Source organism: Goodfellowiella coeruleoviolacea, from assembly GCF_024171785.1.
In the GTDB taxonomy this organism is placed as follows: Bacteria; Actinomycetota; Actinomycetes; order Mycobacteriales; family Pseudonocardiaceae; genus Goodfellowiella; species Goodfellowiella coeruleoviolacea.
In genome coordinates this window covers 175742-190666 of sequence record NZ_JAMTCK010000013.1, presented here as the reverse complement: position 1 = coordinate 190666, position 14925 = coordinate 175742, and the positions used below count along the sequence as shown (strand labels likewise).

The following is a 14925-nucleotide window of genomic DNA, read 5'->3' as shown; positions in this document are numbered from 1 at the left end:
TGGCGATTGCCGTCACGTCAGGAACTACCCGGATGTCGCAGCGATCAATCGCTCTACCTAACGTTTCCGTGCTTTCGAATGCTTCCCGCGTTCACGCACGGCGAACACCGGCCGACCGCGCCACCCGGCCCGTCAGCCCACCAACGGCGCCGCCGGCCGCCCACGCACACCAGCCGCCAGCGGGCCCAGGGCCGGCCAAGGCCGCTCGACAGCCACCCCAGAACGCCCCCGAACGCACCGGTGCCCCCGGCCGTCGTGCTGACCGGCCAGGGGCACCGCTGCGGGCTGTGCGCGTGTCGCGAAGGGGCAGCTCAGTCGAGGTAGTCGCGGAGCACCTGGGACCGCGACGGGTGGCGCAGCTTCGACATGGTCTTCGACTCGATCTGCCGGATGCGCTCCCGGGTCACGCCGTACACCTGGCCGATCTCGTCCAGGGTGCGCGGCTGCCCGTCGGTCAGGCCGAACCGCAGCCGGACCACGCCCGCCTCCCGCTCGGACAGCGTGGCCAACACCGACTGCAGCTGGTCCTGCAGCAGGGTGAAGGACACCGCGTCCACCGCGACGACCGCCTCGGAGTCCTCGATGAAGTCGCCGAGCTGGCTGTCGCCCTCGTCGCCGATGGTCTGGTCCAGCGAGATCGGCTCCCGGGCGTACTGCTGGATCTCCAGCACCTTCTCCGGGGTGATGTCCATCTCCTTGGCCAGTTCCTCCGGCGTGGGCTCACGGCCGAGGTCCTGGAGCAGCTCCCGCTGGATGCGGCCGAGCTTGTTGATCACCTCGACCATGTGCACCGGGATGCGGATGGTCCTGGCCTGGTCGGCCATGGCCCTGGTGATGGCCTGCCGGATCCACCAGGTCGCGTAGGTGGAGAACTTGTAACCCTTGGTGTAGTCGAACTTCTCCACCGCGCGGATCAGACCGAGGTTGCCCTCCTGGATCAGGTCCAGGAACGCCATGCCCCGGCCGGTGTAGCGCTTGGCCAGCGAGACCACCAGCCGCAGGTTCGCCTCCAGCAGGTGGCGCTTGGCCCGCTCACCGTCGCGGACGATCCACTGGAGGTCGCGGCGCATCTGCGGAACGAGCTTCTCGTTCTCCTCCTCGGCGCGGCGCACCCGCTCGGCCGCGTAGAGGCCGGCCTCGATCCGCTTGGCGAGTTCGACCTCCTCCTCGGCGTTGAGCAGCGCGACCTTGCCGATCTGCTTGAGGTAGGCCCGAACCGAGTCGGCCGACGCCGTCAGCTCGGCGTCCTTGCGGGCCTGCCGGAGGGCCTCGGACTCCTCCTCGTCCCAGACGAAGTCGCCGTCACCCGGCTTCGGCTCCTCAGCCTCGGCCTCGTCGGTGACGTCGTCGTCGACGAGGTCGACCTCGACGTCGGCGAGGTCCTCGACGTCCGGCGACTCCAGGTCGTCCGGCTCGTCGGAGTCGGAGACCTTCTTGGCCTTGGTCGGGCTCGCCTTGCCAGCGGTCTTCTTGGGCGCCCTGGTGGTCTTGGCGCCCGGCGATGCCGCCTTGGTGGTCCGGCCGGTCGCCGACTTCTTCGCGCCGGTCGACCTGGCCGCGGTCTTCCGCCCGGTGGTCGGCTTGGCGGCCTCGTCAGGCTCCGCCCTTACCGCGGCCGTCGTGGTGGTGGTGGCCTGGCTCGTCTTGGCGGCGCTCGCGGCGGTGCTGGAGCGTCGGGTTGCGGTTTCTGCGGCTGCCACGTACGCCCTTTCGCGACGATCGATCACGGCAGACCAAAGCGCGCGAACTTCGGTCGCCAGAATTCGGGGGAGAACCCATCGGCCTGAGAGTCCGCGTCAGGAGAGCTTGCGGTCCCAACCGCTCTCCCGCCGCCGGCCCTTGGTCGTGGGCACCGTTCCATTGTAACGACGAGAACCGCACCTGGTTGCTCCACGCGGCCAGCAAACTCGCGTCAACCAGCATCAGTGCAGCTAGAACGGGGTGCGGTTCTCGTCGTCCGGCAGTGGTGGCGCGAGGGTCAGTGCCCGATGCCGCCGCTGGCCGCCGAGGCGGCGCCGACGATGCCGGCGTCGTTCTTCAGCGCCGCCGCGACCACCTCACTGCGCACCTTCAACAACGGCAGCCACTTCTCCGCCTTCTTGCTCACCCCACCGCCGGCGATGATCAGATCCGGCCAGAGCAGGTTCTCCAGCGCGCCCAGGTACCGGCTCACCCGCTCGGCCCACTCCTCCCAGGACAGGTCCTTGTCCTCCTTCACCGAGGCGGCCGCGCGCTTCTCCGCGTCGTGGCCGTCCACCTCCAGGTGGCCGAACTCGGTGTTGGGCACCAGGTTGCCGTTCAGGAACAGCGCGCTGCCGATGCCGGTGCCGAAGGTGAGCAGCGTGACCACCCCGGACCGGTTCACCCCCGCGCCGAACCGCATCTCCGCCAGGCCGGCCGCGTCCGCGTCGTTGAGCACCACCACCTGGTCCTTGGCCAACCCGAGCCGGATCGCGAACAGCGCGGCGGCGTCGGTGTTGATCCACCGCTTGTCGACGTTGGCCGCTGTCAGCGCTGTGCCCTGCTTCACAACGCAGGGCAGGGTGATGCCGACCGGGCCGTCCCAGGCGAACTTCTCGACGATCTCGGCGACCACGTCGGCGACCGCCTCCGGGGTCGACGGCTGCGGCGTGGGGATGCGAAGACGCTCACCCTCCAGCGCACCTGCCTCCAGGTCAACAAGGCCGCCCTTGATGCCCGAACCGCCAATGTCAACCCCGAACCCGCGGGTAGTACCGCCCATCCCCGTGGTCCCTTCCTACTCGATTCAGTCCGTGGTGTCCGCAGAATCTAGCCTGGTGTAGTCCATAGGTGTCCTGCGAGTATGTGAAGAGGAACAATTTGAGGCACGACCTCCACGAGTTGGTCGACACCGCGCTGCGCGTCGCCACCGAAGCGGGTGAGCTGGTGCTCACCACCAGGCGCGCCGCCGTCGACCAGGTGGACACCAAGTCCAGTGCGACAGATGTGGTGACCGCCGGCGACCGGGCCGCCGAGCGGCTGGTCCGGACCAGGCTCGCCGAACTCCGCCCCGGCGAGCCGGTGCTCGGCGAGGAGGAGGGCGGGAACTCGACCACGGCCGGGCTGCGCTGGGTGGTCGACCCGATCGACGGCACGGTCAACTACCTCTACGGCATGCCCTGGTACGCGGTGTCCATCGCCGCACAGCTGGACGGGGTGTCACTGGCGGGAGCGGTGGTCGAGCCCGTGTCCGGCCGGGCGTGGACCGCGGCGCGCGGACACGGCGCCTACCTGGACGGTGCCCGGCTGCGGGTGTCCACCACCACCAGGCTGGACCTGTCCCTGGTGGCCACCGGTTTCGCCTACCGCGTCGAACGCCGCGCGCGGCAGGCCGAGATGGTCGCCAACCTGCTGCCCAGGGTACGGGACATCCGCCGCGCGGGAGCGGCCTCGCTGGACCTGTGCGCGGTGGCGGCGGGCTGGGCGGACGCATACGTGGAGCATGGCCTCAACCGGTGGGACTGGGCCGCCGGAGCCCTGGTGGCGGCCGAGGCCGGCGCCATCGTCACCCTGCCGGGCGATGCGGACAACAGGTTCGGCGCGGACGCCACGGTGGCCGCGACCCCGGGCATCGTCGACGAGCTGCACGCCGCCCTGCACGACTGCGGCTTCGCCGCTGTCTGACTCTGACCGCCACCCAGCCGCCCAAGCCCCTGAGCGCGGGCCCTGACGCGGGCCCTGACCGCTGCGGACCGGCGGGGGCCGCACGGTGCCGCCCGGTGCCGCCCGGCTGCCGGGAGGGCGCACGGGCCCGGCGGCGGCGTCAGCAGCGCACGTTGCGGGCGGCCTGCAGCAGCGCGGGGTCCAGGGTGGGCTGGCTGGCCTCGGCGACCTGCCCGCCCGGCTGCTCGGGGTGCTGCTCCGCCCACGCCTTGAGCTGGTCGAGCACCTTGCGCGCGTCGCCGTTCGGCTTGGTCTCGTCGAACTTCTCGCCCACGGCGAAGTCCACTGTGGCGTCCTGCCGGTCGTCGCGGACCAACTCCAGGCACGGCTCCACGATGCTGAGCGTGCGCGCGGCCTGCGCGCCGTTCGCGCCGAACCTGATCTGGCCGCGGCAGTTGAGGTCGCTGGCCGGGTACACCGGGTCGTTGTCCGGTTCCGCCGCCTGCTGGAAGCCCAGCTCGGTCAGCGCGGTCGCCGCGTACTTGGCCTGGTTGCGCCGGGTGCTGCCGTTGAACACCCGCACCTGCACCTCGTTGACCGGGATCGGGTCGGTGCGGTCAAGGGCGTCGTGCCCGAGCACCTGCCCCACCGGGGCGGCGGGTTCCCCGGACGGCCCCAGCGAGGGGTTCGTCGGAGCATTGCACCGGGTGGCCGCGTTCACGTCGTTGGCGTCGCTGAGCACCTCGACCCAGACGAAGACCGCCACCATGCCCAGGATGACGAAGAGCGCCAACGCCGGTAGCGGTCGCCGCCGCCGGTAACGCGACAACCGACTGCTCCCCCTGACGCCCGCGGCACCCACGTCCGCCGTCCTTCCTGGCCTCGCGCCACTAGCCCGGTTACTGAAGTTCGCCACTTGCCCGGTCACAGAAGTGTTTCCCCGGTCACTGAGTTGTTCGCGTTGATCAGCCTAGGTGTTGCCGCGTTTCCCCGTGGGGTCGCATACCCCCGGCGCTGCCGTTGCGGCACGCGATCGGGTCGACGCGGACAGTCATAGTGTGAATGACAAGCATCACGCTCCGCACGAGGTGGCAACACTGGTCACCAGCGTATCCGGCCAGCTAGGCCAGGTCCTTTCGTGGCATGGACTCCCTGTGGGTGACCCGATGCGCGAAACCGCGCGCGGTGGGCTACCCTCTCCGCGCTCTGCACACGATGGTCGGACTGGCACACGCGTTCTCAGGGGGTGGGCGTCCGACCGTGGGCACGAGACCTCCGTCACGTGGGCGGAGGGCACAAATTGGGGCGCTGGGACGTTGACCAGCGGCACGAACACAGTCTCCGTCGACCGCAGGGGTGAAAAGTAAGAGATGGCGACCGACTACGACGCTCCGCGCCGCAGCGAAGCGGACGAGCTCGCTGAGGACTCCCTTGAGGAGTTGAAGGCGCGGCGTAACGAGACGCAGTCAGGTGTGGTCGACGTCGACGAAGACGCGACCGCAGAGAACTTCGAGCTTCCCGGTGCCGACCTGTCGGGTGAGGAACTCACCTTCAAGGTGCTGCCGAAGCAGGCTGACGAGTTCACCTGCTCCCGGTGCTTCCTGGTGCACCACCGCAGCAGGCTCGCCGAGGAGAACAACGGGCAGTACATCTGCCGCGACTGCGCGTGATGGCCACATCGGCTTGACGGCCGCACCGCACGACAACCGCGACGCGCCGGGCCGCCACCCCGAAACGGGGTGCGACCCGGCGCGTTGTCGTTGACCCGTCCCGATCCCGCCGACCCGGCCGGCTCAGCGGATGCGCTCGCGCAGCAGCTCGGCCAACCGGTCCGCGGCGCGGACGCTGAACAGCCAGTAGGGGGTCGGGTCGTCCGGGTCGTTCAACCGCACCCGCAGCACCGGCCCGACCCAGCCGCGGTGCAGCACGAACGCCCTGGGGTCCAGTTCGGGGCCGAGCGCCTTGCGCTTGTCCTTGGCCGAGATCGCCTCGACCGAGTCGATGAACTCCACCGGCAGGTGCGCGTCACCCACCCACAGCTCGTCGTCGGCCAGCCGCACCCTGGTCCGGCCGAACATCAGCAACAGCAGCACCACCAGCGGCACCGCCACCAGGTAGGGCAGCCAGTACCAGATGCCGGGGAAACCCATGTTCACCTCGGCCGCCAGCAGGCAGCCGGCCACCAGCGGCAACGGCCACCCCCACCAGGGCACGGAGAGTCGTTCGGAGAACTCGGGCCGCACCTGCCGCCCGGGCTGCTCGCTGCTGTTCTCGCGGGTCATGGCCGCACCTGCCCTGTCGGTCACGGGTTCAGGGTAGTCTCGCGCGCCGTGCCCACCGTGGAGGTCCTGCTGACCCGGCTCGACCCGGGTGTCCCGTTGCCCAGCTACGCCCGTCCGGGAGACGCCGGCGCGGACCTGGTGACCACCACGAACGTGGTCATCGAACCGGGTGAACGTGTGGTGGTCGGCACGGGCATCGCCGTGGCGCTGCCCGAGGGGTACGCGGGCTTCGTGCACCCGCGCTCCGGGCTGGCGGCCCGGGTCGGGCTGAGCGTGGTGAACACCCCGGGCACGATCGACGCCGGCTACCGGGGCGAGATCAGGATCTGCCTGATCAACCACGACCGCCGGGAACCGGTGGTGCTGACCCGCGGTGACCGGATCGCGCAACTGGTGATCCAACGCGTGGAGCACGCCGTGTTCCGCGAGGTGGACTCCCTCACCGACCTGCCCGAGTCAGAACGCGGCAGCGGCGGGTATGGCTCGACCGGTGGACATCCCGTGTTCCACGGCTCACTGGAGGGCCCGGTGCGAGTACCGTCACCCAGCGCTGAGATCTCCGCCGACGTGACCAACACCGAAGTGGCCAATGTCGAGCCGGTCAACACGGAGGCGGGCGGCGGGGCGGCGGACGGTGCCGGATCACAGAGCCGGCAGGGGACGGAGGGGTAGACACGATGTTCGGAAGGCGCCGCAAGCGCGGCCGGCAGCACGACCAGTTCGACCAGCGGTCCGAGATCGACGCCGAGTTCGACGCGGACGAGCGGTTCGACGAGGACGTGACCGGCCCGTTCGACGAGGCGGACGCGCCCGACGACGGAGTGTCCCGCCTGGACCTCGGCTCGGTCCGGCTGCCGGTGCCGGTGGGCGCGCAGCTGCAGGTGGAGATGGACCCGGCCGGCGCGGTGCGCGCCGTGCACCTGATCACCCCGGGCGGCCAGCTCACCGTCAACGCCTTTGCCGCACCCCGGTCGGGCGGGCTGTGGAAGGAGGTCAGCCAGGAGCTGACCACCCAGCTCACCAGCGACGGCGCCCGGGTGAACCGGGAGACCGGCGAGTGGGGCCCCGAACTGGTCGCCCTGACCCAGGGCGTGACCGTGCGGTTCATCGGCGTGGACGGGCCCCGCTGGATGCTGCGCGCCGTGGGCGCCGGTCCCCAGGAGCACGCCGACGCCGTGGCCACGGCCCTGCGGGACCTGGTGCGCGGCACCGTGGTGGTGCGGGGCGGCCACCCGCTGCCGGTGCGCACCCCGCTGCCCATCGAACTGCCCGAGAAGATCGCCAGGCACATCTCCCAGGCCCAGGCCGGCCAACAACAAGCCTGACCGCGCCACCGGGCGCGCACGAACACCCGCGCGGGCGGCCACCGGCCGCCCGCAGGGGTGACTCCGCCCGCGGTCGGGCGTTGACTGCCGTCGGGCGCTGACTGCCGTCGGGCGCTGACTGCCGCTGGCTCCGCCGGTCGCGGTCCGTGGCTGACGGCGGGGCCGGTTTCGCGCGGCAGGCGGGCTCCGGTTCGGGCGGATGCTCGCTGCCGTCGCGTTGCTGGCTGCCATCAGGTTCTGACTGCCGTTGCGTTGCTGACTGCCGTCAGGTTCTGCTGCCGTCAGGTTCAGGGCCTGGCTGGCATCAGGTTCGGGTTCAGTCCTGGCTGCCATCAGTTCCGGCTCAGGCAGGTTCTCACCGCCAGCCGAGGGGACGGCGGCGCCCGGTTTCTGTCGGTGCTCACCGGTAACGTGAAATCAGGGGGACCCCCTCGCGGGGGACCCCTGTTCAGGTTGTCTTTGGTGGGCACTGCTGCCGGCTGTTTCACCCGTTGGGGCACTGCGCGCGGGATGGCGGGCCCGGGAAGTGACCGGCGCGCGGCGGGCCAGCGCCCGTCAGGAAGGGGCCAGCCAGGTGTGCGCCGCCGGTCAAGCGCCACGCCGCCCAGCCCGGTGCCTCACCGTCCCGGCTCGTGCTGTGCTGGCCCGTGCTGTGCCGTCGTCCCGTGGTTGCGGTGGCGGTGGCGGTGGTGCGCCCGGAGCCAGGCCAGGACCGCGGCGCGGCCCAGCGCCTGCCGGTCCACGCCCAGGGCGGCCAGCGTGGTGGTGCGCAGCTGTGCGTGCGGCAGCGCGGCCACCCACTCCCGCGCCACGGCCAGCGGGTGCACCGGGTCGTCGCGGCAGGCGGCCACGCCCACCGGCAGGGTGAGGCCGCGCAACTCGGCCGGGGTGGGCGCCGGGCAGGCAGCGGCGGCCAGCAGTGAGGCGGCCAGTCCGCTCCCGTGTCGCGGCCAGGCGCGGCCCAGTTCCTCGGCCAGCCACGCTGGCGCGCCCTGCCGCGCCCTGGCCAGCGCGCCGGCCAGGCCCAGCCGGGTCACCGCGGCCGCGCTGGCCCGGGCGGACAGCGCGCCAGGAGCGCCCTCAGGTGACCCGTGCCAGCCGGGCAGGGCCACCAGCAGGCCGGCGCACCGGTGCGGGTTGGCCAGCGCCCACCGCGCCGCCAGGTGCCCGCCCAGGGAGATGCCGCCGACCAGCACCGGGCCGGCCCCGGCCGCCGCGTCCAGCGCGGCGAGCCAGTGGTCCACCAGGTCCGGGCCGGGACGCGGTGCCGGCGCCACCACCTCGACCCCGAGCAGGGCCAGCGGCTCGGCGAAGACCGCGCGCACGAACACCTCGTCGGACCCGGCACCGGGCAGCAGCACGGCGACCCGGGCGGGCGGCCCGGACAGCCGTGGCGGAATCGAGTGAATCACGCGGAGGATCCTCCACCCGGGTAGCGGACCGGCCGGCCTCGGACGGTTACGCTGGCTCGTAGGCGGGCTTCGCGGTCGAGGCCCCTTGGACACAGGAGTTCGGGGAATGGGCGATAACGGAGACGGCTACTGGCGCCGTCTCGTGCGTCGGCTGACCAGCGACGTGGCAGAGCTGGACGCCGACGACCTATCGCGAAAAGCCGAGGCCGTCGGCGCTGTGCGGGCGTGCGACTGCCGGTCCGGTGAGGAAGTCACCGTGCTGGGCAGGGTCCGCAGCGTGGGGTTGTGCCCCCGCAACGCCGCGGCCACCCTGGAGGCGGAACTCTACGACGGCACCGAGGGCGTGACCCTGGTCTGGCTGGGCCGGCGCAAGATCGCCGGCATCGAACCGGGCCGCACGATCAAGGCGCGCGGTCGCATCTCCGTTCGGGAGGGGCGCAAGGTGCTGTACAACCCCTACTACGAGTTGCAGACGACGTCATGACCCAACCTGGCGAGCAGCCGAACGCACCGGACGAGCAGCCCCCGGCGGGGCAGCCGGCGACTGACGGACCGGCTGACGGACCGGCTGACGGGGCACAACCCACCCTGCTCGAACAGATGGGCGGGGTCAGCGGGCTGTTCTACTCGTCGGTGCCGGTGCTGGTCTTCGTCCTGGTCAACGCGCTCACCTCGTTGATGCCGGCGATCTGGGCGTCGATCGGCAGCGCGGTGCTCATCGCCGTGGTCCGGCTGATCCGCAAGGAACCACTGCAGCCGGCGATCTCGGGCCTGTTCGGCATCGCCATCGCCGCGTTCATCGCCTACCGCACCGGCTCGGCCAAGGGCTTCTTCCTGTTCGGCGTGTGGGCCAGCCTGATCTACGGCGGGGTCTTCCTCGTCTCGATCCTGGTGCGCTGGCCGCTGGTCGGGGTGGTCTGGTCCACGCTGAACGGCTCCGGCATGGGCTGGCACAAGGACAAGCCGGCGCGGTACGGCTACGACCTGGCCACACTGACCTGGACGCTGGTGTTCTTCGGCCGGTTCGTGGTGCAGCGCTGGCTGTACGAGGAGGACCAGGTCGGCTGGCTGGCCTTCGCCCGGATCGCCATGGGCTACCCGCTGACCGCGGTGGCCCTCGTGGTCACCGTGTGGGCGGTGCGCCGGGCGGACCGCCGGCAGCAGGCGTTCGAGGAGGCGCGGGAGGCGGAGAACCGGGAAGCCGAGGAGCGGCTGCGGGCCGCCGCCGCGGCCAGGCTCACCACCCGGCACCGCCTGGAGGGCGGCCAGAGCTGAGCGGCTGACGGCCCACTGGCTGGCGCCCAGCCGGGGGTGACCCGGACGGGCGCCGCCGCTGTCTGCGCACCCCGTCGGCGTCCGCCCGCCTCGGTGGGGCCGGCAAAGGCCACTCGGAGTCCACTCGGAGTCCACTCCGGGTCCACCGGGCGGACGCTCGGGGTGACCGGGTCAGCGGCCGGGCCCGGGTCAGTAGCCGAGCGCGGTGCGGATCTCCTGCTCCACGTCGGCGGAGGCCACGAACAGCAGTTCGTCGCCACCCTCCAGCGGGTCGTCGGGCTGCGGCACGATCACCCGGCCGCCCCGCAGGATGGTGACCAGCGCCGCGTCCTTGGGCAGCGCCAGCCGCCGCACCGGCTCACCGGCCAGCGGCGTGCCCTCGGGCAGGGTGATCTCCACCAGGTTGGCCTGGCCCTGGCGCAGGGTGAGCAGCCGCACCAGGTCGCCGACGCTGACCGCCTCCTCGACCATGGCGGCCAGGATCCGCGGGGTGGAGACGGCCACGTCCACGCCCCACGCCTCGGTGAACAGCCACTCGTTGGCGGGGTCGTTGACCCTGGCCACCACCCGGCGCACCGCGAACTCGGACTTGGCCAGCAGCGACACCACCAGGTTGACCTTGTCGTCACCGGTGGCGGCGATGACCACGTCGCACAGTTCCATGCCCGCGTCCTCCAGGGAGGACAGTTCGCAGGCGTCGGCGAGCACCCACTCCGCCTGCTCGACCGAGTGCGGCTCGAAGTGCGCCCGGTCCCGCTCGATGAGCATGACCTGCTGACCGCCCGCGATCAGCTCCTGGGCGATGGAGCGGCCCACGGCGCCGGCTCCGGCGATGGCGACCCGCATCAGTGGCTCTCCTCTGGGGGCTGCAGGGCGGCGGTGGTGACGTCGGTGACGGTTCCGGACAGCGCGGCCACGTAGACCACGTCGTCGGCCTGCACCACGGTGTTCGCGTCGGGCAGGACGCCGGTGCCGAACCGCATGATGAAGGCGACCCGGCACCCGGTCGCCTCCTGGAGTTCGGAGATGGAACGGCCGACCCAGTCCTCGTGCAGGGGCAGCTGCAGCACGGCGACGGTGCCGGACGGGTCCCGCCACGCGCTGGCCGTCCCGTCGGGCAGCAGCATGCGCAGGAAGCGGTCGGTGGTCCACGGCACGGTGGCCACGGTGGGGATGCCCAGGCGCTCGTACACGGCGGCGCGCTTGTGGTCGTAGATGCGCGCCACCACGTGCTGCACGCCGAAGGTCTCCCTGGCCACGCGCGCGGAGATGATGTTGGAGTTGTCGCCGCTGGACACCGCGGCGAACGCGCCGGCCCGCTCGATGCCGGCCTGCACGAGCACCTGCCGGTCGAAGCCGTTGCCGACCAGCTGCTGACCGTGGAAGTCGCTGCCCAACCGGCGGAACGCCTGTGGGTCCTTGTCGATCACGGCCACCTGGTGGTCCAGGCGTTCCAGGGCTTTAGCCAGGGACGTGCCCACCCGGCCACATCCCATGATCACCACGTGCACGACGTGCCTCCTCGCTCATGCGCCGCAGCACCGTACCCGCTGTGGTGCCGACTGCCACCGCGACGTGCCGAGCAAGGGCACCGACCCGTGTGGCAACGGCTCGGGGGCCCTGCCGAGCGCGCTCAGAATGCGCACCCTAGCCAGGCTTAATCTGAAACGGTGACGGTGGCCCCTTAGGCTGTGAAGTCGTGTCCAAGTTGACGACGGCGGCAAAGCGCCTCGTGCTCGGGCGACCGTTCCGCTCCGACCGGCTCGCCCACACGCTGCTGCCCAAACGGATCGCGCTTCCGGTGTTCGCCTCGGACGCGTTGTCCTCCGTGGCTTACGCACCCGAGGAAATCTTTCTCACCCTGTCCATCGCCGGTCTGGCGTCGTTCACCATGGCGCCGTGGATCGGTCTGGTCATCGTCGTGGTCATGTTGGCCGTGGTCGCCAGCTACCGGCAGAACGTGCACGCCTACCCCAGCGGCGGTGGTGACTACGAGGTCGCCACGGTCAACCTGGGCCGGCAGGCCGGCCTGACCGTGGCCAGCGCACTGCTCGTCGACTACGTGCTGACCGTGGCCGTGTCGATCTCCTCGGCCGCCGCCAACATCGGCGCGCTGGTGCCGTTCATCGCCGAGCACAAGGTCGCCTTCTGCGTGATCGCCATCGCGCTGCTGACCGCGGTGAACCTGCGCGGCATCCGCGAGTCGGGCACCGCGTTCGCCATCCCCACCTACGCGTTCATGATCGGCATCTTCGCGATGATCGGCTGGGGGCTGTTCCGCGTGTTCGTCCTCGGCGACGAGGTGCGGGCCGCCAGCGCCGGGTTCGAGCTGCACGCCGAGGACCAGAACCTGGTCGGGTTCGCGTTCATCTTCCTGGTGCTGCGGGCGTTCACGCAGGGCTGCGCCGCGCTGACCGGTGTCGAGGCGATCAGCAACGGCGTGCCCGCGTTCCGCAAGCCCAAGTCGCGCAACGCCGCCACCACCCTGCTGATGCTGGGGGTGATCGCGGTGTCGATGTTCTTCGGCATGATCCTGCTGGCCCAGGCCACCGGTGTGGTGATGGCCGAGGACCCGGCCACCCAGCTGGTCGGCGCGCCACCCGGCTACCAGCAGGAGACGCTGGTCGCACAGCTGGCGGGTGCCGTGTTCGCCAACTTCCAGCCGGGCTTCTTCTTCGTCACCCTGGTCACCGCGCTGATCCTGGTGCTGGCCGCGAACACCGCGTTCAACGGTTTCCCGGTGCTCGGGTCGATCCTGGCCCAGGACCGCTACCTGCCCCGCCAGCTGCACACCCGGGGCGACCGGCTGGCCTTCAGCAACGGCATCCTGTTCCTGGCCGGGTTCGCCGTCGTGCTGGTGATCGCCTTCGACGCGGAGGTGACCAGGCTCATCCCGCTCTACACCGTGGGCGTGTTCGTGTCGTTCACGCTCAGCCAGACCGGCATGATCCGGCACTGGAACCGGCTGCTGCGCGGCGAGACCGATCCGGCGCAGCGCCGGCGGATGCGCCGCTCCCAGGCCATCAACACCTTCGGTCTGGTGATGACCGGCTCGGTGCTGGTCATCGTGCTGATCACCAAGTTCACCGCGGGCGCCTGGATCGCCATCAGCGCGATGGCCGCGATCTTCCTGCTGATGACCGCGATCCGCCGGCACTACGACCGGGTGGCCGCGGAACTGCAGCGGGGCGACCACCAGCAGGGCCTGCTGCCCGCCCGCAACCACGCCATCGTGCTGGTGTCGAAGCTGCACCTGCCCACGCTGCGCGCGCTGACCTACGCCAGGGCCACCCGGCCGGACGTGCTGGAGGCGGTGACGGTCAACGTGGACGACGCGGACACCCGCCGGCTGGTGGCCGAGTGGGAGAAGCAGGACTTCAAGGTTCCGCTGAAGGTGGTCGAGTCGCCGTACCGGGAGATCACCCGGCCGGTGCTGGACTACGTCAAGCGGATCCGCAGCGACAACCCGCGTGACGTGGTCACCGTGTTCATCCCGGAGTACGTGGTCGGCCGCTGGTGGGAGCAGCTGCTGCACAACCAGAGCGCGCTGCGGCTGAAGGGCCGGCTGCTGTTCCAGCCGGGCGTGATGGTGACCAGCGTGCCCTGGCAGCTGGAGTCCTCCGAGCGGGTGCACGAGCGGCAGGTGGTCGCGCCCGGCGCGGTGCGCCGCGGCCTGGACCCCCGTGACCGGCGCAACAGCGGGTCGTCATGACCGAGAAGACCGACTGGACCGGGCGGCGGTTCGAGACCGAGGTGGGACCGGTCGCCCACGGCGGCCACTGCGTGGCCAGGGTGGCCGGGCGGGTGGTGTTCGTGCGGCACGCGCTGCCGGGGGAACGCGTGGTGGTGCTGGTCACCGAGGACCGCGGCGGCTCCTACTGCCGGGCCGACGCGGTGGAGGTGCTGACCGCCTCGCCCGACCGGGTCGCCCCGCCCTGCCCGTTCGCCGCGCCGGAGCTGGGCACCCGCCGCTGCGGCGGGTGCGACTGGCAGCACGCGGCCTGGCCGGCGCAGCGGGAGCTGAAGGCGGCGGTGGTCGCCGAGCAACTGCACCGGCTGGCCGGGGTCGACCGGCCGGTCGAGGTGGAGCCGCTGCCCGGCGGTCCGCTGGGCTGGCGCACCCGCACCCGGCTGGCCGTGGACCGGGCCGGCCGACCGGGACTGCGCGTGCACCGCAGCCACCAGGTGCTCGCCGTGGACCACTGCCCGATCACCGTGCCCGGCGCGCTGGACGAGGTGCTGGAGCGGCGGTGGACGCCGGGCGGCGAGGTCGAGGTCACCCGGGACGCCAACGGCCACAACCACGTCAGCGAGCTGCGCCCGGAACGCGGCGGCCGGCCAGGCGGCGGATCCCGCGCGGGCGGGCGCACCGCGGCCAGGGCCACGCCGCACCGGGTCAGCGGCGGCGACGTGGCCGAGGAGCGGGCGGCCGGGCGCACCTGGCGGGTGGCCGCGCACGGGTTCTGGCAGGTGCACCCGGCAGCGGCCGACGTGCTCGCCCGCACGGTGGGGCAGTGGGCCGAGGCGCCGGCGGGCGGCTGCGCCTGGGACCTGTACGGCGGGGTCGGCCTGTTCGCGGCGGTGCTGGCCGACCAGGTGGGTCGGGACGGTGCCGTGCTGCTGGTGGAGTCGTCGCGGCGGGCCGTGGCCGACGCCGAGCGCAACCTGGCGGACCTGCCGCAGGTGCGGGCGCACGCCGACCGGGTGGAGCGCGCCCTGGCCTCGGCGGAGCTGACCGGGCCGGGCTCGGCGTGGGCCAGCCCGGACGTGGTGGTGCTCGACCCGCCGCGCAAGGGCGCTGGCCACGCCGTGGTGGACGCGGTGGCCGGCCGCGCGCCGGCGCGGGTGGTGTACGTGGCGTGTGATCCGGCCGCCCTGGCCCGGGACGTGGCCCGGTTCGGCGAGCACGGCTACCGGCTGACCGAGCTGCGCGCCTTCGACGCCTTCCCGATGACCCACCACGTGGAGTGCGTTGCCCTGCTGACCCGCTGACCGCCCGCCGCCGAG

Annotated in this window: 14 protein-coding genes and 1 pseudogene; 8 read left to right on the top strand and 7 right to left on the bottom strand. The window is 71.9% G+C overall.

Going from position 1 to position 14925, the window contains the following annotated elements; all coding sequences use genetic code 11:
* Positions 1–311: 311 nt before the first annotated feature.
* Together LX83_RS26390 and ppgK are read right to left on the bottom strand one after the other, a co-directional pair.
* Positions 312–1700 (bottom strand): RNA polymerase sigma factor, encoded by a 1389-nt coding sequence (locus tag LX83_RS26390; RefSeq protein ID WP_253776062.1) that lies wholly within the window; start codon positions 1698–1700, stop codon positions 312–314.
* 278 nt (positions 1701–1978) lie between these two features.
* Positions 1979–2743 (bottom strand): polyphosphate--glucose phosphotransferase, encoded by a 765-nt coding sequence (gene ppgK / locus LX83_RS26385; RefSeq protein ID WP_253776060.1) that lies wholly within the window; start codon positions 2741–2743, stop codon positions 1979–1981.
* A gap of 98 nt (positions 2744–2841) precedes the next feature.
* On the opposite strand from ppgK, the gene LX83_RS26380 reads away from it, so the two are divergent.
* A complete protein-coding gene (locus tag LX83_RS26380) occupies positions 2842–3645 on the top strand; it encodes an inositol monophosphatase family protein (protein ID WP_253776058.1) in 804 nt (267 codons plus the stop codon).
* A gap of 139 nt (positions 3646–3784) precedes the next feature.
* On the opposite strand, the gene cei is transcribed toward LX83_RS26380, so the two are convergent.
* Positions 3785–4486, bottom strand: coding sequence for an envelope integrity protein Cei (gene cei, locus LX83_RS26375; protein ID WP_308204054.1), 702 nt, complete (start codon positions 4484–4486; stop codon positions 3785–3787).
* A 508-nt stretch (positions 4487–4994) separates the two neighbouring features.
* On the opposite strand from cei, the gene LX83_RS26370 reads away from it, so the two are divergent.
* Positions 4995–5294: a DUF4193 domain-containing protein gene (locus tag LX83_RS26370; protein ID WP_253776053.1), complete on the top strand. Its 300-nt coding sequence runs from the start codon at positions 4995–4997 to the stop codon at positions 5292–5294.
* Positions 5295–5417: 123 nt separating this feature from the next.
* Here LX83_RS26370 and LX83_RS26365 read toward each other — a convergent pair whose 3' ends face one another.
* Positions 5418–5906: a DUF3093 domain-containing protein gene (locus tag LX83_RS26365; protein WP_253776266.1), complete on the bottom strand. Its 489-nt coding sequence runs from the start codon at positions 5904–5906 to the stop codon at positions 5418–5420.
* Positions 5907–5954: 48 nt separating this feature from the next.
* Between LX83_RS26365 and dut the strand changes: the two are divergent.
* Together dut and LX83_RS26355 are read left to right on the top strand one after the other, a co-directional pair.
* Positions 5955–6410, top strand: a pseudogene (gene dut, locus LX83_RS26360) (dUTP diphosphatase); the annotation flags it as partial.
* A 173-nt stretch (positions 6411–6583) separates the two neighbouring features.
* Complete coding sequence (locus LX83_RS26355; RefSeq protein WP_253776050.1) at positions 6584–7231, top strand: DUF3710 domain-containing protein; 648 nt, start codon at positions 6584–6586, stop codon at positions 7229–7231.
* Between the two features lie 617 nt (positions 7232–7848).
* Here the strand turns inward: LX83_RS26355 and LX83_RS26350 are convergent.
* Positions 7849–8643 (bottom strand): alpha/beta fold hydrolase, encoded by a 795-nt coding sequence (locus LX83_RS26350; protein ID WP_253776048.1) that lies wholly within the window; start codon positions 8641–8643, stop codon positions 7849–7851.
* A 106-nt stretch (positions 8644–8749) separates the two neighbouring features.
* On the opposite strand from LX83_RS26350, the gene LX83_RS26345 reads away from it, so the two are divergent.
* Both LX83_RS26345 and LX83_RS26340 read left to right on the top strand, forming a co-directional pair.
* Positions 8750–9127 (top strand): OB-fold nucleic acid binding domain-containing protein, encoded by a 378-nt coding sequence (locus tag LX83_RS26345; protein ID WP_253776046.1) that lies wholly within the window; start codon positions 8750–8752, stop codon positions 9125–9127.
* Positions 9124–9918 (top strand): DUF3159 domain-containing protein, encoded by a 795-nt coding sequence (locus LX83_RS26340; protein ID WP_407649669.1) that lies wholly within the window; start codon positions 9124–9126, stop codon positions 9916–9918. Before LX83_RS26345 ends, LX83_RS26340 begins: the two co-directional genes overlap by 4 nt.
* A gap of 189 nt (positions 9919–10107) precedes the next feature.
* Here the strand turns inward: LX83_RS26340 and LX83_RS26335 are convergent, their stop codons facing one another.
* Both LX83_RS26335 and LX83_RS26330 read right to left on the bottom strand, forming a co-directional pair.
* The gene (locus LX83_RS26335; protein ID WP_253776044.1) at positions 10108–10764 is read right to left on the bottom strand and encodes a potassium channel family protein; all 657 of its coding nucleotides are present in this window, start codon (positions 10762–10764) and stop codon (positions 10108–10110) included.
* A complete protein-coding gene (locus LX83_RS26330; protein ID WP_253776042.1) occupies positions 10764–11429 on the bottom strand; it encodes a potassium channel family protein in 666 nt (221 codons plus the stop codon). Before LX83_RS26330 ends, LX83_RS26335 begins: the two co-directional genes overlap by 1 nt.
* Positions 11430–11617: 188 nt before the next feature.
* Here LX83_RS26330 and LX83_RS26325 point away from each other — a divergent pair, with 188 nt between their 5' ends.
* A complete protein-coding gene (locus tag LX83_RS26325) occupies positions 11618–13630 on the top strand; it encodes an APC family permease (protein ID WP_253776041.1) in 2013 nt (670 codons plus the stop codon).
* Entirely contained in the window at positions 13627–14910 is a 1284-nt protein-coding gene (locus LX83_RS26320) for a class I SAM-dependent RNA methyltransferase (protein WP_253776040.1), read from the top strand. Before LX83_RS26325 ends, LX83_RS26320 begins: the two co-directional genes overlap by 4 nt.
* Positions 14911–14925: the final 15 nt, after the last annotated feature.

Bases quoted from the DNA above. Each gene is read 5' to 3' on its own strand.
- ppgK (WP_253776060.1), bottom strand. From the start codon at position 2,743: ATGGGCGGTACTACCCGCGGGTTCGGGGTTGACATTGGCGGTTCGGGC.
- LX83_RS26370 (WP_253776053.1), top strand. From the start codon at position 4,995: ATGGCGACCGACTACGACGCTCCGCGCCGCAGCGAAGCGGACGAGCTC.
- LX83_RS26365 (WP_253776266.1), bottom strand. From the start codon at position 5,906: ATGACCCGCGAGAACAGCAGCGAGCAGCCCGGGCGGCAGGTGCGGCCC.
- LX83_RS26355 (WP_253776050.1), top strand. From the start codon at position 6,584: ATGTTCGGAAGGCGCCGCAAGCGCGGCCGGCAGCACGACCAGTTCGAC.
- LX83_RS26345 (WP_253776046.1), top strand. From the start codon at position 8,750: ATGGGCGATAACGGAGACGGCTACTGGCGCCGTCTCGTGCGTCGGCTG.
- LX83_RS26340 (WP_407649669.1), top strand. From the start codon at position 9,124: ATGACCCAACCTGGCGAGCAGCCGAACGCACCGGACGAGCAGCCCCCG.
- LX83_RS26335 (WP_253776044.1), bottom strand. From the start codon at position 10,764: ATGCGGGTCGCCATCGCCGGAGCCGGCGCCGTGGGCCGCTCCATCGCC.
- LX83_RS26320 (WP_253776040.1), top strand. From the start codon at position 13,627: ATGACCGAGAAGACCGACTGGACCGGGCGGCGGTTCGAGACCGAGGTG.